This window comes from Frankia sp. CpI1-P, from assembly GCF_001421075.1.
GTDB classification, from domain to species: Bacteria; Actinomycetota; Actinomycetes; order Frankiales; family Frankiaceae; genus Frankia; species Frankia torreyi.
Genome location: NZ_LJJX01000006.1, coordinates 135961 through 162323, shown reverse-complemented (window position 1 = coordinate 162323; position 26363 = coordinate 135961). Strand labels below are relative to the sequence as shown.

The 26363-nt window shown below is 75.2% G+C and carries 13 protein-coding genes and 16 pseudogenes; 15 read left to right on the top strand and 14 right to left on the bottom strand.

What is annotated here, in order from left to right; genetic code table 11:
• From FF86_RS41710 to FF86_RS06230, 3 genes and pseudogenes are all read right to left on the bottom strand, one after another.
• Window positions 1-1587, bottom strand: a pseudogene (locus FF86_RS41710) (HAD-IC family P-type ATPase); the annotation flags it as partial.
• Between the two features lies 1 nt (window position 1588).
• A pseudogene (locus FF86_RS41705) lies at window positions 1589-1958 on the bottom strand (cation-translocating P-type ATPase); the annotation flags it as partial.
• Window positions 1959-2311: 353 nt separating this feature from the next.
• Entirely contained in the window at window positions 2312-3190 is an 879-nt protein-coding gene (locus tag FF86_RS06230; protein ID WP_044884056.1) for an undecaprenyl-diphosphate phosphatase, read from the bottom strand.
• A gap of 620 nt (window positions 3191-3810) precedes the next feature.
• Between FF86_RS06230 and FF86_RS61930 the strand changes: the two genes are divergently transcribed.
• A complete protein-coding gene (locus FF86_RS61930; RefSeq protein WP_255354284.1) occupies window positions 3811-3939 on the top strand; it encodes a hypothetical protein in 129 nt (42 codons plus the stop codon).
• Window positions 3940-4401: 462 nt separating this feature from the next.
• Here the strand turns inward: FF86_RS61930 and FF86_RS41700 are convergent.
• The 4 genes and pseudogenes from FF86_RS41700 to FF86_RS31625 all read right to left on the bottom strand — a co-directional run.
• A pseudogene (locus tag FF86_RS41700) lies at window positions 4402-6632 on the bottom strand (cation-translocating P-type ATPase); the annotation flags it as partial.
• Window position 6633: 1 nt separating this feature from the next.
• Window positions 6634-6740, bottom strand: a pseudogene (locus tag FF86_RS41695) (hypothetical protein); the annotation flags it as partial.
• 1 nt (window position 6741) lies between these two features.
• Window positions 6742-9549 (bottom strand): annotated as a pseudogene (locus FF86_RS41690) (cation-translocating P-type ATPase); the annotation flags it as partial.
• Between the two features lie 10 nt (window positions 9550-9559).
• Complete coding sequence (locus FF86_RS31625) at window positions 9560-10126, bottom strand: hypothetical protein (RefSeq protein ID WP_242418269.1); 567 nt, start codon at window positions 10124-10126, stop codon at window positions 9560-9562.
• A gap of 19 nt (window positions 10127-10145) precedes the next feature.
• On the opposite strand from FF86_RS31625, the gene FF86_RS06220 reads away from it, so the two are divergent.
• The gene (locus FF86_RS06220; protein ID WP_110431422.1) at window positions 10146-11387 is read left to right on the top strand and encodes a hypothetical protein; all 1242 of its coding nucleotides are present in this window, start codon (window positions 10146-10148) and stop codon (window positions 11385-11387) included.
• Here the strand turns inward: FF86_RS06220 and FF86_RS41685 are convergent.
• From FF86_RS41685 to FF86_RS41675, 3 genes and pseudogenes are all read right to left on the bottom strand, one after another.
• Window positions 11287-11642 (bottom strand): annotated as a pseudogene (locus tag FF86_RS41685) (mycofactocin system transcriptional regulator); the annotation flags it as partial. The gene FF86_RS06220 and the pseudogene FF86_RS41685 sit on opposite strands and share 101 nt — an antisense overlap.
• Window position 11643: 1 nt before the next feature.
• A pseudogene (locus FF86_RS41680) lies at window positions 11644-11711 on the bottom strand (mycofactocin system transcriptional regulator); the annotation flags it as partial.
• Between the two features lies 1 nt (window position 11712).
• A partial coding sequence (locus FF86_RS41675; RefSeq protein WP_242418268.1) for a TetR family transcriptional regulator occupies window positions 11713-11898 on the bottom strand: 186 nt, incomplete at its 3' end.
• A 197-nt stretch (window positions 11899-12095) separates the two neighbouring features.
• On the opposite strand from FF86_RS41675, the pseudogene FF86_RS41670 reads away from it, so the two are divergent.
• From FF86_RS41670 to FF86_RS41660, 4 pseudogenes are all read left to right on the top strand, one after another.
• Window positions 12096-14042: pseudogene (locus FF86_RS41670) on the top strand (mycofactocin system FadH/OYE family oxidoreductase 1); the annotation flags it as partial.
• 183 nt (window positions 14043-14225) lie between these two features.
• Window positions 14226-14556: pseudogene (locus FF86_RS65435) on the top strand (mycofactocin system FadH/OYE family oxidoreductase 2); the annotation flags it as partial.
• Between the two features lies 1 nt (window position 14557).
• Window positions 14558-14799, top strand: a pseudogene (locus tag FF86_RS41665) (mycofactocin system FadH/OYE family oxidoreductase 2); the annotation flags it as partial.
• Between the two features lies 1 nt (window position 14800).
• Window positions 14801-16241, top strand: a pseudogene (locus FF86_RS41660) (FAD-dependent oxidoreductase); the annotation flags it as partial.
• A 66-nt stretch (window positions 16242-16307) separates the two neighbouring features.
• Here the strand turns inward: FF86_RS41660 and FF86_RS41655 are convergent.
• The 3 genes and pseudogenes from FF86_RS41655 to FF86_RS31615 form a co-directional block, all read right to left on the bottom strand.
• A pseudogene (locus FF86_RS41655) lies at window positions 16308-16877 on the bottom strand (FAD-dependent monooxygenase); the annotation flags it as partial.
• A gap of 1 nt (window position 16878) precedes the next feature.
• Window positions 16879-17585 (bottom strand): annotated as a pseudogene (locus FF86_RS65430) (FAD-binding monooxygenase); the annotation flags it as partial.
• A 242-nt stretch (window positions 17586-17827) separates the two neighbouring features.
• The gene (locus tag FF86_RS31615) at window positions 17828-18040 is read right to left on the bottom strand and encodes a keywimysin-related RiPP (protein WP_082121717.1); all 213 of its coding nucleotides are present in this window, start codon (window positions 18038-18040) and stop codon (window positions 17828-17830) included.
• Between the two features lie 623 nt (window positions 18041-18663).
• Here FF86_RS31615 and FF86_RS65425 point away from each other — a divergent pair.
• Window positions 18664-18810: pseudogene (locus tag FF86_RS65425) on the top strand (PLP-dependent aminotransferase family protein); the annotation flags it as partial.
• A gap of 1 nt (window position 18811) precedes the next feature.
• The coding region (locus tag FF86_RS06195; protein WP_396229783.1) for a PLP-dependent aminotransferase family protein at window positions 18812-19869 on the top strand (1058 nt) is incomplete at its 5' end.
• Between the two features lie 83 nt (window positions 19870-19952).
• Here FF86_RS06195 and ddaH read toward each other — a convergent pair.
• Window positions 19953-20780, bottom strand: a complete 828-nt coding sequence (gene ddaH / locus FF86_RS06190; RefSeq protein ID WP_044884062.1) for a dimethylargininase — start codon at window positions 20778-20780, stop codon at window positions 19953-19955.
• 271 nt (window positions 20781-21051) lie between these two features.
• On the opposite strand from ddaH, the pseudogene FF86_RS61925 reads away from it, so the two are divergent.
• From FF86_RS61925 to FF86_RS41630, 7 genes and pseudogenes are all read left to right on the top strand, one after another.
• Window positions 21052-21323 (top strand): annotated as a pseudogene (locus FF86_RS61925) (siderophore-interacting protein); the annotation flags it as partial.
• A 1-nt stretch (window position 21324) separates the two neighbouring features.
• The coding region (locus FF86_RS06185) for a siderophore-interacting protein (RefSeq protein WP_242418267.1) at window positions 21325-22032 on the top strand (708 nt) is incomplete at its 5' end.
• Between the two features lie 107 nt (window positions 22033-22139).
• Window positions 22140-22991 (top strand): ABC transporter ATP-binding protein, encoded by an 852-nt coding sequence (locus tag FF86_RS06180; RefSeq protein WP_370657254.1) that lies wholly within the window; start codon window positions 22140-22142, stop codon window positions 22989-22991.
• A gap of 187 nt (window positions 22992-23178) precedes the next feature.
• The gene (locus tag FF86_RS06175; RefSeq protein ID WP_041940742.1) at window positions 23179-23436 is read left to right on the top strand and encodes a GlsB/YeaQ/YmgE family stress response membrane protein; all 258 of its coding nucleotides are present in this window, start codon (window positions 23179-23181) and stop codon (window positions 23434-23436) included.
• A 573-nt stretch (window positions 23437-24009) separates the two neighbouring features.
• A partial coding sequence (locus FF86_RS41640) for a serine/threonine protein kinase (protein WP_304438099.1) occupies window positions 24010-24510 on the top strand: 501 nt, incomplete at its 3' end.
• A 30-nt stretch (window positions 24511-24540) separates the two neighbouring features.
• Window positions 24541-25342 (top strand): annotated as a pseudogene (locus FF86_RS41635) (serine/threonine-protein kinase); the annotation flags it as partial.
• An 80-nt stretch (window positions 25343-25422) separates the two neighbouring features.
• Window positions 25423-26346, top strand: a complete 924-nt coding sequence (locus FF86_RS41630; protein WP_242418284.1) for a tetratricopeptide repeat protein — start codon at window positions 25423-25425, stop codon at window positions 26344-26346.
• Window positions 26347-26363 lie beyond the last annotated feature (17 nt).

Below are 26363 nucleotides of genomic sequence, written 5' to 3'. Positions count from 1 at the left end.
GCGACGCCGCGGGCGGCCTGGCTGCCCGAACCCATCGCGACGCCGATGTCGGCGTCCTTGAGGGCGAGGACGTCGTTGACGCCGTCGCCGGTCATCGCGACCGTGTGCCCGCGTGACTGCAGCGCGGCGACCATCGCCCGCTTCTGCTGCGGGGTCACCCGCCCGAAGATCGAATGGGTTTCCAGGGCGTCGGCGAGGCCGACGGGATCGGTCGGCAGCGTTCTCGCGTCCACGGGCGAGTCGGCGCCGGGCAGGCCCAGGGAACGAGCGACCGCGCCGACGGACAGCGCGTTGTCCCCGGAGATCACCTTCGCCGCGACGTTCTGCTCGGCGAAGTAACGCAGCGTGTCCGGCGCGTCCGCCCGCAGCCGCTGGGCGATCACGACGAGCGCGACCGGCACGACGGCCGCCGGGACGCTCGCCGGGTCGGCCAACGCCTCGTCGAGCGGGGCGTTGAACCGGCCGAGCAGCAGCACCCGCAGCCCGCGCGCACCGTAGCCGTCAACCTCGGTGAGCACCGGGTGGCCGGCGGGCAGCAGCACGTCCGGCGCGCCGAGCAGCCAGGTGGCGACGGTGCCGGCCGGGTCGGCCAGGGTGGCACCGCTCCACTTGCGGGCCGAGGAGAACGGAGCGTCCGCGCGCACCGTCCATCCCACCGGCGCCGGGTAGGCGTCGATGATCGCCTGCATGCTGGGGTTCGGCCGGGTGTCGGCCGCGCCGAGCACGCCGAGCACCTGACGGGCCGCCTCCGTCGCGGGACCGCCGTCGGCATCGGTCGCCGCGGTCGCCGCGGTCGCGTCGACGATGCGCAGCTCGGCGACGTCCATCGCCGCCTCGGTCAGGGTGCCGGTCTTGTCGAGGCAGACGACGTCGACGCGGGCCAGCCCCTCGATCGCCGGCAGCTCCTGGACGAGGCACTGGCGGCGCCCCAGCCGCACCACCCCGACCGCGAAGGCGACCGAGGTGAGCAGAACGAGCCCCTCGGGCACCATCGGTACCAGGCCCGCGACCATCCGGCGGATCGCCTCGGGCAGGTCGTCATTGTTGACGAAGATCTGACTGATGATCAGCGCGACACCGGTCGGGATGATCATCCAGGTCACGACCCGCAGGATCGTGCTGACGCCGGCGCGCAGCTCGGAGTGCACCAGGGTGAACCGGCTGGCCTCCTCCGCGAGCTGCGCGGCGTAGGCCTCGCGGCCCACCCGGGTCGCCCGGAAGGCACCCCCGCCCGCGACCACGAAGCTGCCGGACATGACCTGGTCGCCGGGCAGCTTGTGCACCGGGTCGGCCTCGCCGGTCAGCAGCGACTCGTCGACCTCCAGGTGTTCGGCCTCGACGACGACGCCGTCGACGGGGATCCGGTCGCCCGGCCCGAGCTCGATGACGTCGTCGAGGACGATCTCGGACGCGGCGAGCGGCGCCACGACCCCGTCGCGGCGCACCAGCGGCCGGGACTCCCCGACCACCGCCAGGCGGTCCAGGGTGCGCTTGGCGCGCAGCTCCTGGAACAGCCCCACCAGGGTGTTCGCGACGATCACCCCGCCGAACAGGGCGTCCTGCAACGGCCCGACGACGAGCACGAACNCCAGCAGAACGCCGATGATCGCGTTGATCCGGGTGAACACGTTGGCGCGGACGATCTGCCCGAGGGTCCGGCTGGAGCGCAGCGGCACGTCGTTGACGTGGCCGTCGGCGATCCGCTCGGCGACCTCGGCGGCCGTCAACCCGGCGGCGGCGACGGATCCCACGGTCGGGGCGGCGGCGCCGGCCGGATCACCTGTCGCGGCGGCCTCGGCGGGGTCCGCCGGATCACCTGTCGCGGCGGCCTCGGCGGGGTCCGCCGGGTCACCGCCCGCCGCGACCTCGCCACCCGCCGCGACCTCGCCGGTCGCCGTGTCCGGGTCGTCGTGCCGTCCCGGAGACGGCCGCGCTCCCGCGACCCCTGGCCGATTCATGGCGTCCTCCACGCTCCGTCGCGGCCGCCACCAAGAGCTCGGCGGCGGCGTCGGGCATCGCCTGCTGGGCCCGGGTCCGGCAGGCGGTCGGCGCGCGCACCGCGGATCCATGCGCGTGCCCGGGGACGGCCACGTCCCGGCATGCCGCGTCCCCGCGGCGCAGTGTCTCCTCGGCGCCGTGTTTCCTCGGCGCCGTGTTTCCTCGGCGCCGTGTTTCCTCGGCGCCGTGTTCCCCGCCACCGCGCCGAGCAGGTACCCCGCACCCCCGCCCACCGCGCGTCGCGTTCCATACGCCGCATGGGCTGCGAGCCCACCGTAGTTGACGCGACCGCGGCAGGTCCGTCCGCGGGTCGTCAGTCGGTCGCGGCACCCGCGTCCGCGCTGATCGCGCCCCCGGCGAGCAACGCCAGCAACAGCAGCCCCAGCGCGACCCGGTACAGCACGAACGGCGCGAAACTGCGGGTCGAGATGTAGCGCAGGAACCAGGCGATGGCCGCGTAGCCGGTGGCGAACGCCACGATCGTGGCGACGATCGTCGGCCCCCAGGACACCTCTTCGCCGTCACCGCCGATCGACTTCAGCTCGAACACGCCGGAGGCGAGCACCGCGGGCATCGCGAGCAGGAACGAGTAGCGCGCGGCCGCCTCCCGGGTGTAGCCGAGCAGCAGCCCGCCGCTGATCGTCGCCCCCGACCGGGACACGCCCGGGATGAGAGCGGCCGACTGCGCCAGCCCGTAGAGCAGGCCGTCGCGCACCGACAGATCGGGGAGGGTCTTGCGCGGCCGCGGCAGCGAGTGCCGCCCGCGCGGGCGGCCCTTCGAGGCATACCAGTCCGCGCCGCCGAGGATGAGACCGAGCACGATCAGCGTCGTCGCGATCAGGCGAAGGTCCCGGAACGGGCCCTCGATGGCGTCCTGCAACGTGACGCCAAGCAGACCGATCGGGATCGTGCCGAGGATGACCAGCCAACCGATGCGGGCGTCGGTGTCCTTGCGCATCTCCCGGCGGGTCCACGACAGCGCCCAGGCCCGCACGATCCGCGCGATGTCCCGGCGGAAGTAGATCAGCACCGCGGTCTCGGTGCCGATCTGGGTGACCGCGGTGAACGCGGCGCCAGGATCGTCCCAGCCGGCCAGCGCGGCGGTGATCCGCAGGTGGGCGCTGGAGGAGACGGGAAGGAACTCGGTCAGCCCCTGGACCAGCCCGAGAACCGTGCCCTCGAAATAGTTCATGGGCGCCGGTCGGGGCCCGCGGGCCCGCTGCGCCCGGACTGCAGTCCGTGCCTGGGCTGCATGCCGGTCAGCGGGTCATTCGCGCGTCGGGTCCGGTCTGGTCGCGTCATCCGTCTGCACCCCTCCACGCGCCTCACGCTAGCGGAGCACGAAGCACGCCTTCAGGGCGGGGAGCACGGCCACCATCGGGCCCGTGACCGCGGCGACGCGCCCGAATCGCCCGCATCGTGCCTGGTAGGGTGCGTTGCAACTCGCCGTCCGGTTTTCCGCCGTCGTGGCAGGTGTGGGCGGCGGTCGTTGACGCGTTCGCCGCGCGTCGGCGGCCCGGACGGTCGCCGCGTCGGCGTCCATGCCGCGGGCTGGACGTTGCCGGGGCTCGTCACCCCGCCGGATTCGCGCCCGCTGTGCGCTGTGGCCCGCGGACGCATCCATGAATCTTTCTCACGACGACGACGCCGTCCCCCAGAGGCGCCCCTCCCCCAGGCCGGCCGAGCCGCCCGTTCCGGCAGGCTCGTCGCCCGTTCGGACCATTCCTGCACCGCCAGTGCCGGCCGTGGCGCCCACTGCCCCCGACAGCCCGGCGACCCGCGGCGGTCAGCTCGCCACTGTGCGGAATGGTCGTGGACGCCGCCGGGGCGCGGCCGGCGACCGTCGCCATCCCGATCTCGGCCGGACTGGCCGCCGTCGGCGCGCTGCTCGCAGCGCGGTCCGACGCCGCGCGCTCCGCCGTCCCGGACCCGACCGGCTGACTCGGTCCCTCCGCCGCCGTCCGCGGGCGTTCACCGCGGACGGCTTCACCATCACGTCACACCGTCGAACGGGGAATCTCGCCTTCCGTTCACCTTGGGACCGCATGGTGTCATCGGAGCGCGGGGTCCGTCGACGCATGCCCTGATCCGCGTCGACCCGGGCGGCCAAGCCGCTCCGACGGACTCGGATCCGCGCGTGCGGCACGTCCACGGCAGCTACGGGAGGTCCGATGATGAACCATCTGCTCGCAGCAGTGATCATCGAGGTGGTCGGGACAGCCGTCATCCTCGTCCTGACCACCCTGGTCCGCCGCTGGCTCGGTGTGCCGGCCGGCCAGCAAGCCTGACCCGGCCCGGCCCGGTCGGGTCGAGTCCAGTCGGGTCGGGCCCGGTCGTAGGGAGGGCGGGCGCCGGGCGGGCGGCACACCCGCCGTCTCGGCCGGGCCAGCCAGCTCCGGCTGGTTAACGCGGGCCCGGCGGCATCTCGGAACCCTGACGCCTCGCCGCCTGCCAGGCCACGAAGGTGGCCGCGCCGGCGGCGCCCAGCGCGATGCACCAGCCGACCGGCCCGACCGGGCGGGACCCGAACAGCGCGCTGAGCACCGGTGTCTGTACCAGCACGGCGAGCACGACCACGCTGGCAATCGCCGTCGTGATGACCAGCGGATCCCGGCCCGCGAGGGTCAGAGTCTGGCCCAGTTGGGCCCCGACGAGCGCGAGCAGCGCGACGGTCGAGGCGCGCCGCCGGGTGCCGGTCACCCGGGCGAGCAGCCAGGCGGCGCTCGCTCCGCCCGCGGTCGCCCCGCCTCGGATCAGCAGGATGCGTCGCAGCGGGCCGGTGAGCCAGTCGGTCGCCGCCACGCCGCCGCGGCGGACACCCCCCTGTCGGGCGGGGCCGGTCCCGGGCAGCGCCCGCTCGACAGCTCCGCCCGACCGGGCGGACTCGGCGCCGCCGACGGCGGAGGGCCGCCCGCCCCGCGGTGCGCGCCCCCGGACGGCGAGCGCCATCGCCGGGGCCATGTCGGTCAGCAGGTTGACGAGCAGCAACTGGCGCGGATTCAACGGCGCCGTCCCCCCGAGCGCCGTGCCGAGGACGGTGAACGCGACCTCCCCCGCGTTGCCGCCGACCAGCACGGACACCGCATCGGTCACCGCCTGTGACATGCCTGCGCCCTCCTCGAGAGCGTCGACCAGGCGGGTGACATCGGCGTCGGTGAGCAGGAGGTCGGCGGCGCCGGTGGCCGCCGCCGACCCGTGGCTGCGGACGGCGACGCCGACGTCGGCGGCGCGAATGGCGGCGGCGTCGTTCGTGCCATCCCCGGTCATGGCCACGACGTGGCCGCGCCGGCGCAACGCGAGGACGAGGCGCACCTTCTGCTCGGGGGAGATGCGCGCGAACACCGTCGCCTCCTCGACCCGACGCGCGTACTCCTCGTCGCCCAGCGCCGCGAGCTCCGCGCCGGTGACGATGTGATCGGCCCCCGGGACGCCGAGCTCGGCGGCGATCGCGCCCGCGGTCACCGGGTGGTCTCCGGTCACGACGAGCACCCGGATCCCGGCCTCGACCAGCCGGCGCACGGCTGGGGCCGCCGACGGTCGGGGCGTGTCGGCCAGGCCGAGGAAGCCGACGAGTTCCAGACCGCGGAGCTGCTCCGCGCCCACCGGGCTCCCCCCGCCCGAGCGCGGGTGCGTGCCCGGGGGCCACGACCTGTCGGGTGGCGTCGGTTCCGGCGACGTCTCGTCGGGAAGTGTCCGCTCGGACGAGGTCCGCTCGGACGATGGGTGGTCCGCCCGGGCGACGGCGAGAACTCGGAGCCCGCGTCGGGCCAGGTCCTCGGCGACCGATGCCGCCGCGCGCCGCCGGACGGACCCCAGCCCGCAGCGGTCGAGCACCACCTCCGGGGCGCCCTTGACGGCGAGCGCCTCCGTCCCGTCCGGGCCACGCAGCAGCGTGGCCGCGTATCCACGCGCGGTCTCGAACGGCGTCTCCGCCAGGCGTTCCCCCAGCGGAGCAAGCCCATGGGCGGCGTCGAGCACCGCCCGGTCGGTGGCGTGCGGCACCGGTCCACCCGGCGCGGGACTGGCCGCGGCCGCGAGCCGGTGAACCGCCGCTGCGGCCGGGTCCGTTGCGGCGACCCGCCGCCACCGGGTGCCGGGCCCACCCGCGGCACCGCCCGACCTTCCTCGCGCCACAGCCGCGCGGACCACGACGTCACGCAGCACCAGCCGCCCCTCGGTGAGGGTGCCGGTCTTGTCGAAGCACACGGTGTCGACGCGGCCGAGGGCCTCGACGGTGCGGGAGGAGCGGACGAGCACTCCGAGCCGGGCCAGGCGGCGCGCCGACGCCATCTGCGCGACGGTGGCGACCAGCGGAAGCCCCTCGGGGACCGCAGCCACAGCCACGGCCACCCCGGCGTTGACGGCGGACCGCAACGATGTGCCGCGCAGCCAGGACAGGCCGGCCACGGCGACCCCGCTGATCGCGGTGAGCGGCATCGCCAGCCGGGTCAGGTCGGCGAGCCGGGCCTGCACACCCTGCGGCCGGTCGTGGCCGACCGCGGCCTGCCCCGCCCGACCGGCCTCGGTCGCAGCGCCGACGGCGACCACCACCGCCCGACCGGACCCCGCAAGCACAGTCGTCCCTTCATAGAGCATGTTGCGCCGCTCGGCGAGCACGGCTCCCGGCGTCGGGGNGATGTCCTTCACCACGGGCACCGACTCCCCCGTCAGGGAGGACTCGTCGACCTCCAGGGACTCGGCGTGGACCAGCCGGGCGTCCGCGGGCACCACGTCGGCGGCACNTACCTCGACGAGGTCTCCCATGCGCAGGTCACCCGCGTCGACGACCAGGGTCCCCGCCGTCGTCACCAACCGGGCCAGCGGGGTGTGTCGGGCCACCAGCCGGCGCATCACTGCCTCGGCCCTGGCCCGCTGCGCCCCGCTGACCACCGCGTTGGCCACCGACACGCCCGCCACGAGTGCCGCGTCGACCGTCGACCCGAGCACCGCGCTCGCGGCGGCCCCGACGAACAGCACCGGGATGAGCGGATCGCGCAGGTCCGAGAGCACGGCGCCGGGGAGCCCACGGATGCTGGACACCATCGAGCCCAGGGCCCCTCCGGGGGTCGGGGAGTCGATGTTCCTCGCGGCCGGCTGGCCCGCCGACGATGGACCGGCGGACGGCGCCTCCACGGGCATGGTCCCCTCGGGCGGGACCGGCCGTGCGGAGTCCGGTTCGGCGGTGCGGGAGACGGCCAGACCCGCCGGGTCCCGCGCAGCGGCAGCCAGGCGGCGTCGCACAGTGTCCGCCGACAGGGCATGCCAGTCGGTGCGCCATGCGGGCGCCGGAGGGCTTCGCCGGTCGGCGCGGCTCGCGCTGAGCGCGCCGAGGGCCATCGCGGCGAGCGCGGCGGCGTTGACCGGCCCGCCGCGCAGGAGTGCCGCGGGCCGGATCAGCGCCGCCCGGCCGTGGCCCACATCGGCGTCCCCGCGACCCAGCCCGGCGATGGTGGTGAGGACGGCCAGGGCCGACGCGGAGTGAGCGAGGGTCGCCGACCGACTGCTGACCGCCGCGGCGACCGGCGGAAGCTGCAGGATCCGCCAGGCATCGGCCAGCCCGTCCGCGCAGATCAGATCCGCGGACCAGGGCGGCCGGGCACCGGGAGCGTCCACCCCGATGGCGACGTCCGCGCGGAACATCGCGTCAGCGTCGTCGGCGACCGCCAGCGCCTCCGGTCGCGCGCCCCCGGCCACGGCGGCGACCACCCGACCGGCCGCCTGCAAACGCCAGACCTCGGTGTCCGCGGCCGTGCCCGCGGGCAGCACGGTGTCGACGAGTGCGGCGAGCTCGGCCGTGCTGGCGTGGGCGGTGAGCACGACGGTGCCGCAGGACCGGGCCGCGCGCAGGAGCGCCTCGGCAAGACCGTCGAGTTCGGTGCCGACGACGGCACGCGTCCGGTGGCGGCCGGCGCGCAGCTCGACGGGTAGCCCGGATGGGTGCAGCGCCGACCGCGGTCCGTGAGCGTGCATCGCCACCACCCGGGCGGCCCCCTCCCGCGCTATGACGTCGCCCGGGTGGAACACCCGCCGCGGGTCCACCTCGTCGAGCAGCCGGTCCGCCCGCGACCAGGTGGCCGCATCGGCGGCGGACAGCACCCGCATCCGCTGCCCCAGCAGGACCGGTGCGCAGACGACGACAGCATCGATCCGATCGAGCCGGCGCAGGCTGGCGGCATCGAGGGTCAGCACGTCCCGAGCGGACAGCCGCCGCGCCGCCGTGGCCGCGAAGACCTCCCGGCCCAGTCGGGCCGCTCGCGGTACGGTCGCCAGCACCAGCTCGCCGCCCATGTGCGGAGAGCCGGTCGCGAGCAGGCCGGCCGCGCCGACGGCGAGCCCGACAGCGGCCATCCGCTCGGCGCTACGCTCGATCGGGCCGGCGGGAAGCGGGCGGGGCCGGCGCTCCCGCGCGCGGGCGCCGAGCTCGCCGGGTAGTCGGGACAGGCCAGGCAGACCGCCGGGCGGCTGCCCCGATGCCGTCGGCTCCGCGGCACTCGGCGGCTCCACGGCACTCGGTCGGTCCACCGGCGGCAGGGCGTCCGGGAGGGCTGGCCGGTCGGGGACCGCACGGAACGGCTCGGACGGAACCGCGGGCGAGGCGAGTACCTGGTCCGCCTGGGCGGTGCGGCGCAGCAGGTCGGGCTGCCGGCGGATGAACACCGCCCGTTCGGCGAGCAGCTCGCCGACGGCCGCCGCCCGGTGGGCAACGCTGACGACGAGGATGTCCGGGCTCTGGGTCACCGCACCCGCGCCCGCGCCGAGCAGGCCGATCATCAGATCGGCGCCATGCTGGCCAAGGCGGCGTTCGGCCGCCCGCCGGACCCACGGTTGATGATCCACGAGCGCCACCACGGCTCCCGCGGCGCGGGGCACGGCGGGCACCCGACAGACTCGGGCGGCCACGGCGACGCCGAGCGCCGCGGTGTCCACGCCGAGTCCGATCATCGCGGCCGCCACTGGCCCCGGATCCCCCGGATGCGCGGCCCGCCCGGGGGGCATCATCCGCCCGTCACCGTCCCAGTCATCGGCCCCCACGGCGGCCGCCGTGGCACCTCGCTCGGCGCCGGCACCCGACTCTTCCGCGCCATCCCGATCGCCCTCGGCGCCATCCCGCTCGCCCTTGATGCCGGTCCGCTCGCCCTCGGCGTCGGCCCGCGCGCGCCCCCCGTCCGGGTCCGGCTCGCCGAGGGCACCCTGGCGCAGGCCTGCCTCCGCCGCGGCGACGGCCTCGACCAGCTCTGCCACGTCCACCCGATCGGAGTCGAAGCTGACCAGGACCCGCCCCAGGGCCTCGTCGACCTCGGCCCAGTCGACGCCGTCCAATCGATGCAGCGCGGCGACGACGGCGCGGTGCAGTCGGCGCCGGTGGACGTAGGCGACCGCCGGATCCGGCTGCGTGCCCTCGGACCACGGCGGATGAACCTCGATGTGCGCGTCGCCGTCCCGCGTCCATACTCGCCGCGGTCGCCGCTCCGGCCGGGTCAGCTCGGCGCTCAGCATCCGGACGAGCACCGCCGCCGCGGACCTGGCCGCGGCCGGGCCGGGCAGTCTCACGCGCGGGGGGTTATCCCCGAAAGCGAGGCCGAGCGGCGCCGCCGCCGAGACCGTTGTGACCAGGTCGCTCAGAACCAGGTCGCTCAGAACCCGGCACCGTTGAACCACGCCCCCCGGAACCACGCTCGTGGCGGCCATTCCCGCTGTGGCCGTTGCGGTCGGACAGCCCGCCGAGCCCGTGTTCGGCATGCCGGAACCGACGCCACAGCCCACGCGGGCCAAGGCCGATGGGCAGCTCCGCGCTGATCTCGACCTCGGCCTCCCGCTCCCGCGCAGGAGCAGCCTGCGGTCCCACCGCATGCCCGGCCACGTAGGTGCCGGCCGCGATGGCCAACGCCACCGGCCACTCGATCAGCTCGACCACGGCCAGAGTGCCCAGGCCCAGGTAGTAGGCGGTGCGACCCGGGGTGGGCAGGCTCAACGGCCCCAACCGGACCTGGCCGCCCGGCGCGGGTGGCGGGGAGACCTCGAAGTGGGCGGTGACAAAGGGCAGTCGCAGAGTCGCCGTGCGCAGCTCGGTTGGAGTGTCCCCGCGACGACGGATCTGCGCCGCACCCCCCGCAGGGGTGGAGCTCACCCGAACGGCGGAGGAGGCCGTGACCCGGCTGCCCCCGGCCTTCCGGACGGTGCCGCGTCCGCTCACGGCCCGGCCCGACGTCGTCGCAGTGACCCGGCCCGACGCCGGCCTGGTCGCGGAGACCCGCGATGTCCCGGGACGCGTCGCCGCGGCGGCCCGACTGCTTGCAGCCCGGCTCGTGGTGCTCCGGCCGGCCGCCGCCGACCGGCCGGCGGTGGCCTCGCCCGACGCCGACCTGTCCGTGCCTCGGGGGGCGGCGGCCGAGGCCGCGGTGCCGCGCCCGGATGCCGCCCGGGTCGGCGTCGATCGGCTGGCGGGGCCCGTTCGGGCGGCTCCCGCCCGCGCGGTGGTCGACGGGGTGCCCGCGGCCCGTCCCGCAGTCCCGGTGGTCGTCCCGACGGAGGCCGATCCTGTCGGCGCCGCCGAGGCGGCGGACCGGCGGCCCGAAGCTGCCCGAGTCGTGCTCGCCCGGGTGGAGCTGGCGCGCGCGGAGGCGGACTTCGCGCTCGCCGGCCCCGACTCTCCTACCTTCCCGGTGCTGGACTTGGCCGCGGTGGACTTGGCGGTGCTGGACTTGGCCGCGGTGGACTTGGCCGCGGTGGATTCTTCGGTGGCGGTCCTGCCGGTGCCGGTCTTCGCGGTGCCGGTCTTCGCGGTGCCGGTCTTCGCGGTAGACGTCCTGGACGCACCAGAGCCGGACGTGGCGGGCCCGGACGTGGCGGAGCCGGGCGTGGCGGAGCCGGCGCCGGTGGTGCCTGCGCTGGTGGTGCCGGGGGACGTGCCGGTCGAACCGGCCTGCGATGCCGATGCCCCCGCGGACGCCGGGCCCGGCCGCGAGCCGCCGTCGCCCGACGACGAGGCGCCGCCGGCAGGCGGCTCCGAGGGAGACAGGGAGGTCGCCGAGGTCCCGGCGATGGTGCTCTCGCGCGTACCAGCGCTGCTCGGCCCGGCGCCGTTCCTGGAGCTCGTGCTTGCCATGAAGCGCTTCCTCCCCGTCAAGCAGCCGGCCGCCAACTCCGAAGAGTCATCGGACTGCGTCGATGGGTGCACAGCCTCGCAGCTTCCGCGCCGAAGCGCTACCGCTCACCGCAATGATGCGACTACTTTTTGTCGCGACGCGCGCGGGCGGATCGCCGCCGGGTGGTGCGGCCGCCCAGCCCTCAGAAGGCCGCGAAACCGGTCGCAAGCAGCCCGAGCGCCTCGTCGAGGATCGCCACCAGGTCCGTGCCCTCCTCCCGCAGCCACTGCTCGTACGCGGTGACCGCGACCCCCAGGTGCGCGGCTGCGACCGCCTGCGGCGTCAGGGCATCCGCCGGTTGGCCGACCCGGCGGGCGACGAACTCGGCGATGACGCCGCGCCAGCTCGCATAGCGCAACGTCGAGTGCGCCTGCAGGGCCGGGGTGCGCAGGATGAGCGTCATCCGTCGGCGCAGCCAGGCGCCCTCCGCAGGCGGATAGGTGTTGAAGTCGAGAATCGCCCGGCGCAGCACGGCAACCGTCGGTTCGCCCGCCGCGGNGGATGCCAGCGACGCGCGCATGACCTCGAGCTGGCCGTCGAAGTCGCCCCAGGGGACGTCGTTCTTCGNGGCGAAGTAGCGGAAGAAGGTGCGCCGCCCGATCCCGGCCGCGCGGGCGATGTCGTCGACGGTGGTCTCCTCGAACCCACGCTCGGCGAAGATCTGCAGGGCGAGGTGCTCGAGCTCCGCCGCACTGGTGGCGGGCCGGCGGCCGGTGCGTCGACCATCGGCGCCCATGGTCACAACGGGGGGCATCACTTGCCCCTCACCCCACTTCACTTTCGGCACCGAGTGCCATTAGTGTCCGAGGTGGCGGGCGACGCCCGGTCGGCCCGCGTCGCCGGCACGCCGGACCTGCTGCCCCCGGGCCGCACCCCACCTACTACCCACCATCACCGTAGAGGAGATCGATGCGGCCCGGGGAACCGGCGGGTGCACCGCCCGTCCGCGCGATGGTCCCACCCACCGGGCTGAGTCAGCCGATCGTCCTGCGCGGCGGGCGGCGGGCGCCTTCCCGAGTCCTGTTCGGACCGCACGAGACCAACCTGGGCCGGGGACGGGCGCTGTCCGAACGCCATGTCGCCTACTACGGGCGGCGGGCGGCGGGCGGCGCCGGCGTGATCGTCACCGAGACCGCCTCGGTCACCCCCGACGACTGGCCCTACGAACGGGCTCCGCTTGCTGCCGACTGCGGGTCCGGGTGGGCGGCTGTGGCCCAGGCGATCCGCCCGCACGGGACTGTGCTGCTCGCCGGCCTGGGCCATGCCGGCGGGCAGGGGTCGAGCGCATGGTCGCAACAGCCATTGTGGGCCCCCTCCCCGGTGGCCGATGTGGTGAGCCGGGAGGTACCCGCCGAACTGGACCAGAGCGCGATCGCGGGCATCGTCGCGGGCTTCGCCGCCGGGGCCGACCGGGCGGTGGCGGCCGGGCTCGACGGAGTGGAGATCGACGCCGGGGTGTTCTCCCTGCTGCGGCAGTTCCACTCGGGGTTGACGAACCAGCGTGCCGACGACTACGGCCGGGACCGGCTCCGCCTGACCCGGGAGGTCCTCACGGCGGTCCGCGCGGCCATCGGCGACGCGCGGATCCTCGGCCTCCGGCTGTGCTGCGACGAGCTGGCGCCCTGGGCGGGCATCACCCCGGACCTGGCGGCCGGCCACGTCGGCGCGCTCGCAGGCCTCGTCGACCTGCTCGTCGTCGTCCGTGGCGGCCCGTTCGCGACGGGCGCGTACCGGCCCGATGCGGCCACCCCACCCGCCTTCAACACCGATCTCGCCCGCCGGATGCGCCGCGCCGCCGCCGGCCGGGTGCCCATCGTCCTGCAGGGCAGCATGGTGGACGCCGCCGACGCCCAGCAGGCCCTCGACACCGCGGCCGCCGACGTCGTGGAGATGACGCGCGCCCTCATCGCGGAGCCGGACCTGGTGGTTCTGGTCCGCGCGGGCCAGGGCCACCGCGTGCGTCCCTGCGTGCTGTGCAACCAGGCCTGCCAGGTCCGGGATGTCCGCAACCCGGTGGTGAGCTGCATCGGCGAGCCCGCCAGCGGCCACGAGACCGTCGAACCCCGGCCCGACGGACGCGCCGCAGCGCCGGTGGACGTCCTCGTCGTCGGCGGCGGCCCGGCCGGACTGGAGGCCGCACGCGTGCTGGCCACCCGCGGGCACCAGGTCCGACTCGCCGAGCGCGGCGCCCGGCTCGGCGGGACGCTGCGGATCGCCGCCCGTGGGCCCGGGCGCGACCGGCTCGCCGGGCTGGCCGACTGGTGGGCGGCCGAGTGCCGCCGGCTCGGGGTTCGGATCTGCCTGAACACCGACATCGGCATCGAGGAGATCGACCGGCACCGGGCGACCGGCGGCGCCGTGCTGCTCGCCACCGGCTCGGTCCCGGCGCCGCCCGCCGCGCGGACCGACCTGCCCGCCCCCGACGCCGAAGCGATGATCAAGGTCCTCGACGTGGTCCACGTCCTGACGGCGGGGCCGGCGGTCCTGCCTGCGGGGCCGGTGGTCGTGCATGACCCGCTCGGGGGACCCGTGGGGGTGGCGACCGCGCAATGGCTGGCCGAGCTCGGCCGGCCGGTCACGATCGTGACGCCCGACCCGGTGGTGGGCGCCCGTCTCGCCGCCGGCGATCTCGCGCCCGCGAACGTGCGGCTGGCCCGCGCCGGGGTCCGGCGGCAGGCGCGGTCCCGAGTGTGCGAGATCGGTCCGGGCGGTCTGGTGCTGGAGGACGTGTGGACGGCCGAGCGGCAGATCCTCGGCTGCGCCGCCGTCATCGACTGCGGTCCCCGGCTGCCGCGGGACACCCTGCACACCCACCGCCCGGACCTGCCCCGAGCGGGGGACACGATCGCGCCACGGACCATCCTGGCGGCCGTCCTCGAAGGCCGTCGGCGAGCGCTGGAGATCGGCGCCGGCCGGCCCGGCTCCCCCCGGGTGGACCATGGCATCCCCCGCCCCGACCATGATCGGCCCGCCTGGGCGGATGACGCCCCGGGCGGCCCGCAGAGGTCGCCGAGGCCGCCGAGGCCGCCGAGGTACGGGCCCGCCGGGCCTGGCGGCGCGGGGACAGGGGAAGATCCAGGACTGTTCACCCCACAGCAAATCGGGCCATTGACGCTGCGCAACCGGATCGTGTTCTGCGCACACCTGACGAACTACGCCGACGAGGGTCTGCCGAACGCACGCCACGCCGCCTACTACGCGGCCCGGGCAGCCGGCGGAACCGGGATGGTCATCACCGAGGAGCTCACCACCCATCCGGGCGACCGCCCCTACGAGAAGATGATCCGCGGTTTCGACCCGGCGGTAATCCCCGGTCTACGGCGGATCGCCGACGCGGTCCACGCGCACGGGGTACCGGTTCTCGCCCAGCTCAACCACAACGGCGGGCAGTCCGCCTCGACCTACACCCGGCNGCCCGTCTGGGCGCCAAGCGCGGTGGCGGACCCGATGTTCCGCGAGATGCCCAAGGCACTGACAGAGTCCGAGATCGCCGACGTGGTCGCCGGTTTCGCCCGCACGGCCGCACACGCCGTGGCAGGCGGGTTCGACGGCGTCGAGGTGCAGGGTTCGCACAGCTCCCTCATCCGTGGGTTCCTGGCCCCGGCGACGAACCGGCGCACCGACCGCTACGGCGGCCCGCTCGCGAACAGGGCTCNGCTGCTGCTGGAGATCATCGAGGCGGCACGGGCCGCGATCGGCCCCGGCCGGGTCCTCGGCGTACGGCTGTGCGGAGACGACGGGATCGAGGGGGGCATCACCCTCGACGAGGCGGTCGCCGTCGCGGCGCTGGTCGAGGCCACCGGTGCGGTCGACTACCTCAACACGGCCATCGGTGTGGCCACCTCGACGCTGCCGCTGATCATACCGAGCATGCAGGTCCGCCCGGGCTACGCGGCGCACATCGCCGCGGCGATCCGGGCGGCGGTCGACCTGCCGGTCGTCGCCGTCGGCCGGTTCACCGACCCGGCGCAGGCCGAGCAGGTCCTGGCCGCCGGTCAGGCAGATCTCGTCGGGGTGGTCCGCGGCCAGATCGCCGACCCCGCCTTCGCCGCGACGGCCCGGGCAGGGGGGCACGGCCGGGGCGGAGGCGAGCAGGGCGCAGGCGACGAAGCCGGCCAGGGCGAGCGGCGCGAGGGCGGCACCTGTGTGGCCTGCAACCAGGAGTGCGTGGGCCGGACGGGCCGCAATCGCTGGCTGGGCTGCCTGGTCAACCCGCGGGCGGGCCGGGAGGCGGTGCCGCTGGCACCGCCTCGCCGGCGCGGACGGCGGGTGTTCATCGTGGGGGGCGGCCCTGGTGGCCTGCGGGCCGCTGTCACCGCGGCCGGACGCGGGCACCGCGTCACCATGGTCGAGCGTGGCGACCGGCTCGGGGGCCAGGTGCGCCTCGCCGCGCGGTTGCCGGGCCGGGGCGGGCTACGCGCACTGGTCGACGACCTCGCCGCCCGCCTCGACGGGCTCGGCGTCGAGGTGCTGCTGGACACCGTCGCCGACACCGATCTGCTGCACACTGCCGGCCCCGACGCCGTCGTCCTCGCCACCGGATCCCGGCCGGCCCGGCCCGACTGGGCGGGCGACGATCCACGGATCGTCGGCGTGCGGGAGGTGCTGACCGGCGCGGCCCGCCCGCGCGGGCGGGTGCTCGTGGTGGACAGCACGGGGTTCCACCAGGCCCCATCGGTGGCGGAGCTGCTCGCCGCCCGCGGCGCCGACGTGACGGTGATCAGCGACGCGATGGTCGTCGGCCAGGATCTCGGCCTCACTCTGGATCTGGAGCGGTGGAACCGGCGAGCGGCCGCCCTCGGCGTCCGACAGGCCGGCGACCTCGTCGTGACGGCCGTCGGCGACGCCGACCCGGATCCGCACAGATCCGCTCCGCCCGATTCGCCGGGTACGTCCGGCCGCTCCGGGCGTGCAGACGGGCTGACGGTGAGCGTCACACACCATCCCACCGGGGCAGTGCGGCGCCACGCGGTGGACTGGGTGGTCCATACCGAACCCTCCCGAGCGGAGGACGCTCTGTGGTCCAAGCTGCGGGTGGATGCCCCGTTCGAGCTACATCGGGTCGGTGACTGCCTGGCCCCACGGCGCGCGCACGCTNCCATCCTCGAGGGTGACCGGGTGGCTCTCCTACTCTGAGTTAGCCCAAGGCGACCAGGCAGGTCCTCATCGAGCCGCCCGCTCGGGCCGCTCGGGCCGCGACTGCGCGGGTTCCCCCCGGCGGCGGGCCAGACACCACCGGCTGCCCGAGTGCAGGCCACGCATCGCCCGGCGGACCGCCGGGACCTGGGTGGCACGGTGCACTCGGTAGCGCCACGGCGGCTGCGGACCGTGGCGCCCCGCCATCGCATAGGCGAAAGACACCGCGCCCCGGTCGCCGTCCCGGCTGCCCTCCTCGTTGCCCTGCTCGTCGCCGTCCCGGTCGAGGTAGCGGTCCGCCTGCTCGAACCAGGTCATGCTGGTCCGCGCCGCCGCCTGCACCGGGCGCAGCGCCAGCCGACCCCGGGCGTCGAAGGACCGCAGCGCGGCTGTCAGATCGTCGTCGTTGTCGTCGAGGATCTGCGCGAGCATGACCGCGTCGACGATCGCCAACGCCGTCCCGGATCCCAGGGTGAAGTGGGTCGTGTGGGCGGCGTCCCCGAGCAGCACGACATTGTCGTGGTACCAGCGCTCGTTGGAGATCTCGGTGAAGCGCTGCCAGCGCGCGGTCCGGCCGCGGCACTGGCTGATGAGACCNTGGCCGTCCAACGGCTCGGCGAAGATCTTCTCCAGCTCTCGCAACGTGTCGGCGTCGCCACGCTCGTCGAAGCCGAGCCCCTCCCAGGTCCGCCGGGTGCATTCCACGATGCACGTGCTCAGGCCCGCGCTGGACGGGTAGGCGTGACACCAGATCCAGCCCGCGGGGGTCCGCTCGAAGTCGAAGGCGAAGGTGTCGAAGAACCTGTCCGTCCCCAGCCAGATGTAGGGGTTGCTCCCGGTCGCGACGCGGGTCCCGAACGGGTTCCCGCCCCCCTGGCGCATCCGGCTGTTGGCGCCGTCGGCGGCCACGATCAGGTCGGCGTCGGCGTACGGACGCGGATCGGCGACCTCGTGGCGGTAGGAGATCCTGACCCCGAGTTCGACGGCGCGCCGCGCGAGGATGTCGAGCAGCACCGCCCGCTGCATGCTGAAGCCGTATCCGGCCAGGTAGGCCGCGCCCGCCCCCGCGACGCTGATGCGCTGCTCCTGCCAGAGGGTGGACTGCGCCCGGATGCGGCGCGCGCTGGGGGGATCGTTGCGGAAGAAGACGTCCAGCAGGTTGTCCCAGTAGACGACCCCCCAGCCATAGGTGGCTCCCGGCGGGTCGCGTTCGATCACCGTGACCTCGTGTGCGGGATTGCGCAGCTTCGTCGAGATTGCGAAGTACAACCCCGCCGGTCCACCACCCACGCAGACGACGCGCATACCAGTCCTCCCGATCCGCACCCCCTGATCCTCGGTGCCCTGCCGCCGCCCGAAAACGACGAAATGGCGACGGCCGACCGATACGGAGCGGTTCGTCGCCACCTCGTTCCCGGATGAACAGAACACTGATGGTGGGTGTCGTGTGGTGGGTGTCGTGACAGTTGGTCGGAACGTTGCCGGACTACCGGCGATGGCCTGGCCGGCCGGGGGACCGCCGCAGGTCGCGGCGAGTCAACCGAGGGCTACCAGCCCCAGCCCCAGCCGCCTCCGCCACCCCAGCCACCCCAGCCGCCTCCGCCACCCCAGCGGCCCCAGCGACTCCAACCCCAGCCACCCCAGCCACCCCAGCTGCTCCAGCCCCCGCCCCAGCCGCCGACGAAGAAGCCGACGAAACCGGTCGCCTGCCGGAACGATCCCTGAGCCTGAAGGGCCGGTGCCTCATATGTAGCCTTCATGCCGGGTTTCCCCCCGTCTGCACTCGGATGCTTTCTCTCNGGTATGCCCGGCCCTCGGTATTCCTCGTTCAAGGCCGGATACACGACCTTCGACCGAGCAACTTCCATTGTGCTTCTTCCGGGTCCACTAGGGGTTCATCGACGGTTCGTTGCAGCCGGTTGCAACGGCATCTGCGGGTCTCGCCGCGCCGGGCCGGCCTGGCGCCGTCCGGCGGACCGGCCGGGAGTCAGACCGGCCGGGAGTCGGACNGGCCGGGAGTCGGACCGGCCGGGAGTCGGGACGGCCGGGAGTCGGGACGGCCGGGGCTGCGCGAGGGCCGGCGGGGTTACCATGGAGAAGTCCACCATCTGGGAGATCCAGCCCAGATGGTGGGACACCTGCCGGGAGAGGCCCCTGAGGGGACACCCCCGTCGGTGTCCCCGGCGGCCCGAGACAGTCGGCCGGCGTCGGGGACCCTGACGTCCCGCCCGCCGCCGCGACCCGGCCTGGCGGGCGGGCCGTCGACCCCGACACCCGCCATCCCGCCGCACCTGCGACCACCCGCGCACCCGACCGGGCGGCGGCCTGACCGCACGCCCTGCGGGCGGATCACGGCCGACGCAGAAGGAATCGAGAAGCCGCCATGACGACCGCCGCCGCCCCGCCGCAGCTCGCCGCCCGCGCCCGCGCGGTGCGCACCTCCCCGGTGCGCGAGATCCTCGCCCTGACCGCCCGGCCCGAGGTGATCTCCTTCGCCGGCGGTCTGCCGGCCCCCGAGCTGATCGACGCCNAGGGCATCCGACGCGCCTACGACCAGGTGCTCACCGACGAGCCCCGGCGGGTGCTGCAGTACTCCACCACCGAGGGGGACCCCGACCTGCGGGCGGCGGTCGCCGCCCGCCTGGCCCGGCGCGGCCTGCCGACCGAGCCCGACCACCTGCTGGTCACCACCGGCTCCCAGCAGGCCCTGACGCTGCTCGCCGCCGCCCTGCTCGAGCCCGGGGACGTCGTCGTGGTGGAGGACCCGACCTACCTCGCCGTGCTGCAGTGCTTCGGCTTCGCCGGGGCCCGGGTACTCGCAGCCCCCACCGACGACGAGGGGATCATCCCCGACCGGCTGGCCGACCTCGTCGCCCGGGAGCGCCCCCGGCTGCTGTACCTGGTGCCCACGTTCCAGAACCCCACCGGACGCACCATGGCCGCGGACCGCCGGCGTGCCGTCGCCGAGGTCGCCGCCCGGCAAGGCCTGTGGATCATCGAGGACGACCCGTACGGCGAGCTGCGCTACGAGGGGACGGCGCAGCCGTGGATCGCCTCGTACCCGGCTGCGGCCGACCGCACGGTGCTGCTCGGCAGCTTCTCCAAGACCATGGCTCCGGGCATGCGGCTGGGCTGGCTGCGCGCGCCGGCGGCGCTGCGGCGCGCGTGCGTGATCGCCAAGCAGGCCGCGGACCTGCACACCTCGACCGTCGACCAGGCGGCCGCCGCCCGCTATCTGGCCGACGCCGACCCCGACGCCCAGATCGCGCGCATGTGCGCGGTGTACCGGGAGCGGCGTGACGCGATGCTCGACGGGCTCGCCGGGGCGCTGCCGGCCGGCAGCTCCTGGAACCGGCCCGAAGGCGGCATGTTCGTCTGGGCTCGCCTGCCCGCGGGTTACGACGCCACCGCCCTGCTGCCCGCCGTGGTCGCCCACGACGTGGCCTACGTCCCTGGCGCCCCGTTCTTCGCCGGCGCGCCGGACCCGGCGGCGCTGCGCCTGTCGTTCACCACGCACGCGCCCGCACGCATCGCCGAGGGGATGGCCCGCCTCGCCCGCGCCCTCGGCGGCCAGGCCGCGACCGGGTGAGGGCACCCCCGTCCCGCCGGGTGCCGGCCAGACGGGTGCCGGGACGGGTGGCCAGCCAGCCGGGCTGCGGCGTGTGCCCGCGCTCAGGCACGGATCTCCAGGGTGGCGCACTTGATTCCACCGCCGCCGCGACGCAGCTCGTCGAACTCGATCCCGATCGGTTCGAACCCTCGGTTGCGCAGTTCGGCGGCGAACCCCTCAGCGGCGGCGGAGAGCACCACGTGCCGCCCGTCGCTGACGGCGTTGAGCCCGAACACCACCGCGTCGGCCTCGCTCACCCTGATCGCGTCCGGGAACAGGGTGGCGAGCAGCCGGCGGGCGGCCTCGTCGAAGGCCGTCGGCAGGTAGGCGACGAGATCGTCGTCGAGGACGCACAGCGCGGTGTCGAGGTGGTAGAAACGCGGGTCCACCAGGGTCAGGGAGTGCACCGGGCGGCGCAGGACACGCGCCGCTTCGGCATGCGCGGCCGGCTCCGACCGGAATCCGGTGCCGGCGAGGATCATCTCGCCGACGGGCAGGAAGTCGCCCTCGCCCTCGTTGCAGAACGCCGGGCGGTATGCCCCGTCCGGGGCCAGCCTCGCCAATCGCCGCAGGTAGGGCGCCTGCTCCCCGCGCCGTTCGGGATGGCGGAACCGGACCCCCAGCGCCCGGCCGCCGACGACGAGCCCGCCGTTGGCCGCATAGACCATGTCGGGCAGGCCCGGCAGCGGATCGATCAGCTCGACGGTGTGCCCGAGATCGCGGTACAGCGCACGCAGCGTCTCCCACTGCGCGCAGGCCCGCGCGGTGTCGACCGGGCGGTGCGGGTCCATCCACGGGTTGATGGCGTAGCGGACGTCGAAGTAGGTCGGCCGGCACATCAGGTACCGGCGCGTGCGGGCCCGGCGACCCCCGGCACACGACGACGTCATCGGCGACTCCCGGGCCCNACAGGTGCGCTGTCCACCGTCCGGCTCAACGCGCCATCGCCTGGTGCCGTTCCGCCGACCGGATCGGTTCGTGGATTGCGCGAGCACGGCGGGGCCGAAGGGACAGCAGCCACCCCGTTCGGGCTAGGCAAGTAGGTTCGTCCGGAGTGGTCGCCACCGTGCGCGACCGCACGGCGGCCGCGCCGGTCGTGGCGCCGGGGCACGCGGACCCCCGTCCGATCCCCCGCGGTCAGGAAGGCAGGACACGAGGGCGATGTCGACCTCCGAAGCGGAACCGTCCGGTTCCGCCACCTCCGGCGCGCCGGGCTCGCGACGCACCCGCCCCGCCCCGCGGCGTCTGCAGGTCGTCCGGGTGGCCCCGCTGGCGGACGACATGGTCACCGTGACCCTGGGCGGCCCCGCACTGGCCGGGTTCGCCCTGCCCCGGCCCGCGCATCACATCAAGATCTTCCTTCCGGTCGACGGACAGCGGGAGCCGACCGTCCCGGCCTGGGCACCGGACGGGCGGCCGGTCTTCCCGGCGGGNCAGCCCCGCCCGGTGGTCCGGACCTACACTCCGCGACGGTTCGACCCCGACGCCCTTGAGCTGGACATCGAGATGCTGCTGCACGCGGGGGGCCCGGCCGGGCGGTGGGCGGCCGCGGCCCGGCCCGGGAACCATCTCGCCATCGCCGGTCCGGGGGGTGGCTATGAGGTCCCCGCCGGCGCGGCCCATCACCTGCTCGCCGCCGACGAGACCGGCCTGCCGGCGCTGGCGACGATCCTCGAACGGCTGCCCCCGGCGGAGGGCGTCACGGTGCTGGCGGAGGTCCGCGACGCGGGGCGCCGCCGCGAGCTGCCGGTGAACGCAGCGGCCACGGTCACCTGGTTGCACCGCGGCACGCGGGTCGCCGGCGAGCTGCTCGCCGAGTCCGTCGCGGCGGCGAGCCTGCCGGCGGGCACGGCGGCCTGGGTCGCCTGTGAGGCCTCGGCGGTGCGCCGGATCCGCCGCCAGTTGCTCGGCTCCGGACTGGACCGCGGCCGGATCTCGACCCGCGGCTACTGGCGGCTGGGAGCGGCGGACCATCCCGACCACGACTTCGGTGAGGTGGACCTCGCCGACGTCGCCCGGGGCGGCGGGGGCCGCGGGGACCGGCTGCGTAGCACGCTCGGGCCGTTGAAGAGCCGCGCCCGCAACGCCGCCAGGGAGGTGCGCGCCGCGCTACGCGAGCGCGGCGACGGTCGGACCCGATGACCACGGCCGACGCACCGCTGAACGGCCACGTCCCCGCCGGCAGCACCCCCGTCGGCAACACTCCCGCCGCCGACGTCCTGACCAGCGGCGCCCTGACCAGCGACGTTCTGACCAGCGCGGCGCCTGCATCGCGGTCAGCCGTCGACGCCGTGATCGGCTCGCGGTCGGGACCGCCGGTGCTTCGTTGTGCGGGCGTCGCCCTGGTGCGCGAGGGCCGGGAGCTGCTCGCCGACGTCGATCTGACGGTCCGTCCCGGCGAGCACTGGGCCCTGCTCGGCGCGAACGGGGCGGGCAAGAGCACGCTGCTCGGCCTGTGCGGCGCGGTGCGCCACCCCACCCGCGGCAGCGTGGATGTCCTCGGGCACCGGCTGGGCCGGGTCGACGTCCGGACGCTGCGGGGCTGGATCGGGCACGTCGACCCCCGTCATCCGCTGCGTTCGCCGCTGACCGTCGAGGAGGTCGTGCTGACCGGGGCGACCGGCTCGATCGAGCCCGTTCCGCGCTGGCAGCCCACCGAGGCCCAGCGGCGGCGGGTGGCGGAGCTGCTCGGGCTGCTGGGCATCGCCGCGATCCGGCACGCACGCTGGCCGACGCTGTCCCAGGGCGAACGGGGGCGGGCGCTGATCGCGCGGGCGCTCGTGCCCCGGCCGCGGCTGCTGCTGCTCGACGAGCCGGCGACGGGCCTCGACGTCGCGGCCCGCGAACGGCTGCTGACCAGCGTCGAGACGCTGGCCGGGGAGTTCGGTGAGCTGGCGAGCGTGCTGGTGACCCACCATCTGGAGGATCTGCCGGTCACGACGACCCATGCCATGCTGCTGCGCGGCGGGCGGGCGCTGGCGACCGGCCGGGCGGACGACGTGCTGACCACCGAGCTGGTCAGCACCTGTTTCGACCATCCGATCGCGGTCCGCCGCCAGGACGGCCGGTGGTCGGCCCGCGCGCCGCGCCGTACGGGGTGACCAAAAGGTTCGACCTCACTTACCTGCGGGCGCCCGGGAACCTTTTGCGAAATCGGACAGTTTGACGGGAGCCGCACCGGGGATACCACTCGCGATCACCCCGGCGAACAGGAAAGCGGCGCACCCCGGCACCGCCGCCGGCCACGGCAAAATTGCGGAGGCTCTCGTGCTCTGGTTCATCCTCACCATGATTCTGCTTGGGCTCGTCGCTGGCGCGGTCGCCCGCCTGGTGGTTCCGGGTCGCGATGCGATGAGCATTCCGGCGACGATTGTCCTGGGCCTTGTAGGTTCCTTCATCGGTGGTTTCCTCGGTTACCTCCTGTTCGGCCATGACTTCGACGAGGGTGCGTTCCAGCCCTCCGGGCTGATCGGCTCCATCATCGGTGCGATCATCGCGCTGCTGATCTACCGGGCCGTGCACGGCCGTCGGCCGGTGCACCACTGACCTCTGCCGAGCCGGAGCCCGACGACCCCGCCCACCAGCGGCGTCGCTCCGGGTCCGGGAGCTGCTTCGAGGGCCGACCGGGCAATCCGGTCGGCCCTCGGGCGTGTGTGGATCCGACCGCGAACGATTCCCCGCGCCCGATGCGACCGTGGCCGTCCTGGCGCGGCGGCCGTCGATTCCGGCCGACCGGGGCGACCGGCCGGAGGACCGCGCCGCCGGGAAACAGGGTCCTTGGTCCCGGTGAACGGTCCGCCGGGCACCCGTCGGCCGGAATCCGGGTGGAGCGGTGGGTATCCCACCGGTCCCGGTTCTCTTCACCGCCGAACCCCACGCACGCAACCGGGAAAACACCAGGCGAGGTCCAGCCGACGAAGCAGGACATGCCCGGGTCACCGCCCAGAAGGCCGTCAGCATACGGCCGACCTCTGGGGCAGAGTTGCACCGCCGCGACCGAACCGTCCGTGTCAGGAGCAAAGGGAGCTCCACCACGACGGATGGACGGGCCCGTGGCAGGCTGACGGCACGGCACGGCAGCGCCCCAGCCGGGCCGCGGACGTCGGCGGAGAGGCACCCATGGCGCAGGACGACGCGACGCTGCCCGACGGGGACCATCGCGGGGACCGGTCGGACTCGTCGAGGGACGGCCGTGTCGGCGGCGCGGCCGGGTCCACCCGGTGGCTCGAACCGACCGAGCCCACCCGGGCCCGCTTCACCGGTTCGCCCCGCCCCGGCGACGGCGACGAGGACGGCCGCGAGCGGGCCGTGGGCGCCGGTGCGGTGCCGGGCCCACGGACGATCTCCTCCCCCCGCCGGGGCCCCGCGCCCGGTGTTCCCCGCGACCCGCTGCGGCTGCCCCGCCGGATCGGACCACCGCCCGGTGCCACCCCACCGCTGCTGGAGGCGCCGAGCGTGCCCGTGGGGCTGCGGGAGTGCGCCGGCTGCGGCGCGCCGGTGGCCCGTCCGGGCCAGTCGGGAACGGTCGCACTCGAGGGCACGTGCGGGGGGTGCGGCCACCGCTACTCGTTCACCGTCAAGCTGCGCCCCGGCGAGCGCGTCGGCCGGTACACCGTGCACNGTGTGATCNCCCACGGCGGCCTCGGCTGGGTGTACGCCGCCACGGACGACAACCTCGGCGACGACGACGTACAGGCCTGGGTGGTGCTCAAGGGCCTGCTCGACGCGGCCAACCCGGAGGCCCGGCGGATCGCGGAGGGCGAGCGCCGCATCCTCACCACGGTGTCCCACCCGGCGATCGTGAAGATCCTCGACTACGTCACCCACGAGGGCGAGGACTACATCGTGATGGAGTACGTGCCCGGGGTCTCCCTGACCGGGCTGGCCGACGCCGGGCCACCCGGTCCGGACGGGCGGCCCGCCCCACCACCCCCCGCGGACGTGCTGCGCTATCTGCTGCGGGTGCTGCCCGCGCTGGGCCACCTGCACCGGATGGGCCTGGTCTACTGCGACTTCAAACCGGACAACGTGATGGTCACCGCGTCCGGGGTGAAGCTCATCGACCTCGGCGGGGCCCGTCGCCAGGACGACATGGTCTCCGGGTACCTGTCCACACCGGGCTACCGCGCGCCCGAGCTCGACGACGACGGCGAGCGCCCCGGCGGCGTCGAGCGGGCCGCGCCGTCGGTGACGACGGACACCTTCGCCGTCGCCCGGACCCTGGCCCGGCTCGTCCTCGGCCGCTTCCCCGGGTTCGTCGACGCCTACCGGCACGTGCTGCCCCCGCGACGCGCCCACCTACCGCTGCGGGAGTTCGAGTCGCTGGACCGGCTGCTGCGCCGGGCCACCGCGACCGACCCGCAGCGGCGCTTCCAGAGCGTCACCGAACTGGCCGACGAGCTGGTCGGCGTGCTCTACGAGATCGTCGCCCGGACGGAGGGGCCGGTTCCGCNGCTGGCGAGCCGATGGTTCGACGCCGCCGGGCATCCCACCGGGGAGGCCGGCCCGACCGGGCCCCCCGCCGCCTGGGAGGTGCTGCCGGACCTGCGGGTCGATCAGGACGACCCGCGCGCGCCGGCGCTGACCGCCGGCCCGGAGGAGGACCCGGCGGCACTCGCCGCCCGGCTGGCCGCGATCGTCCCGGTGACCACGGAGGTGCGCCTGGCGCTGGCCCGGGCGAGGATCCGCGCCGGGCAGCTCGGCGAGGCGGCCCACGCCCTGGACGCCGCGACCTCGGCGGCCCCCCGGGAGTGGCGCATCGACTGGTACCGGGGACTGGCCGCCCTGGTCGCGCGGCGGCCGGGGCTGGCCGCGGCGGCCTTCGACCGGGTGTACTCGCAGGTTCCCGGGGAGCTCGCCCCCCGCCTCGCCCTCGCCACCGCCCTCGCCGACGTGGCGACCACCGCCGGCTCGGCGCGGGAGCGCCAGGCGGCCCGGGAGCGCGCGGGCGAGCTGTTCGACGTCGTCGGCGCCATCGACCCCGGCGTCACCAGCGCCGCGTTCGGGCTGGCGCGCTGCCGCACCGACCCGACCGGCAAGATCGACGCCTACCAGCGGGTGCCCCGTTCCTCTTCCGCCTACACGGCGTCGCGGGTCCGGATGATCGGCGTCCTGGTCGCCCGCGTCCCCGGGACGGACTCCCCGGCGGTCGGGTCCGCGGCGCTGCTGCGAGCCGCGGCGCTGCTGGCCGACCCCCTGCTCGACCTCGGTGAACGACGCCGCGCCGAGCTGCGCCGCGACATCTTCACCGCCGCCCTGACCCTGGTCCCCGCGGGCCACCCGCCACCCGACTCGCCGCGGCCCCCGACCCTGCTCGGTCGGGCCATGGTCGAGCGCGAGCTGAGGTTCGGGCTGGCCGAGACCTACCGCGAGATGGCCCGGCTGACCCCCGATCGGGCCAGCCGCGTCCGGCTCGTCGACCGGGCGAACCATGCCCGCCCCCGCACGCTGCTCTGACGCTCGGACCCGCGCCA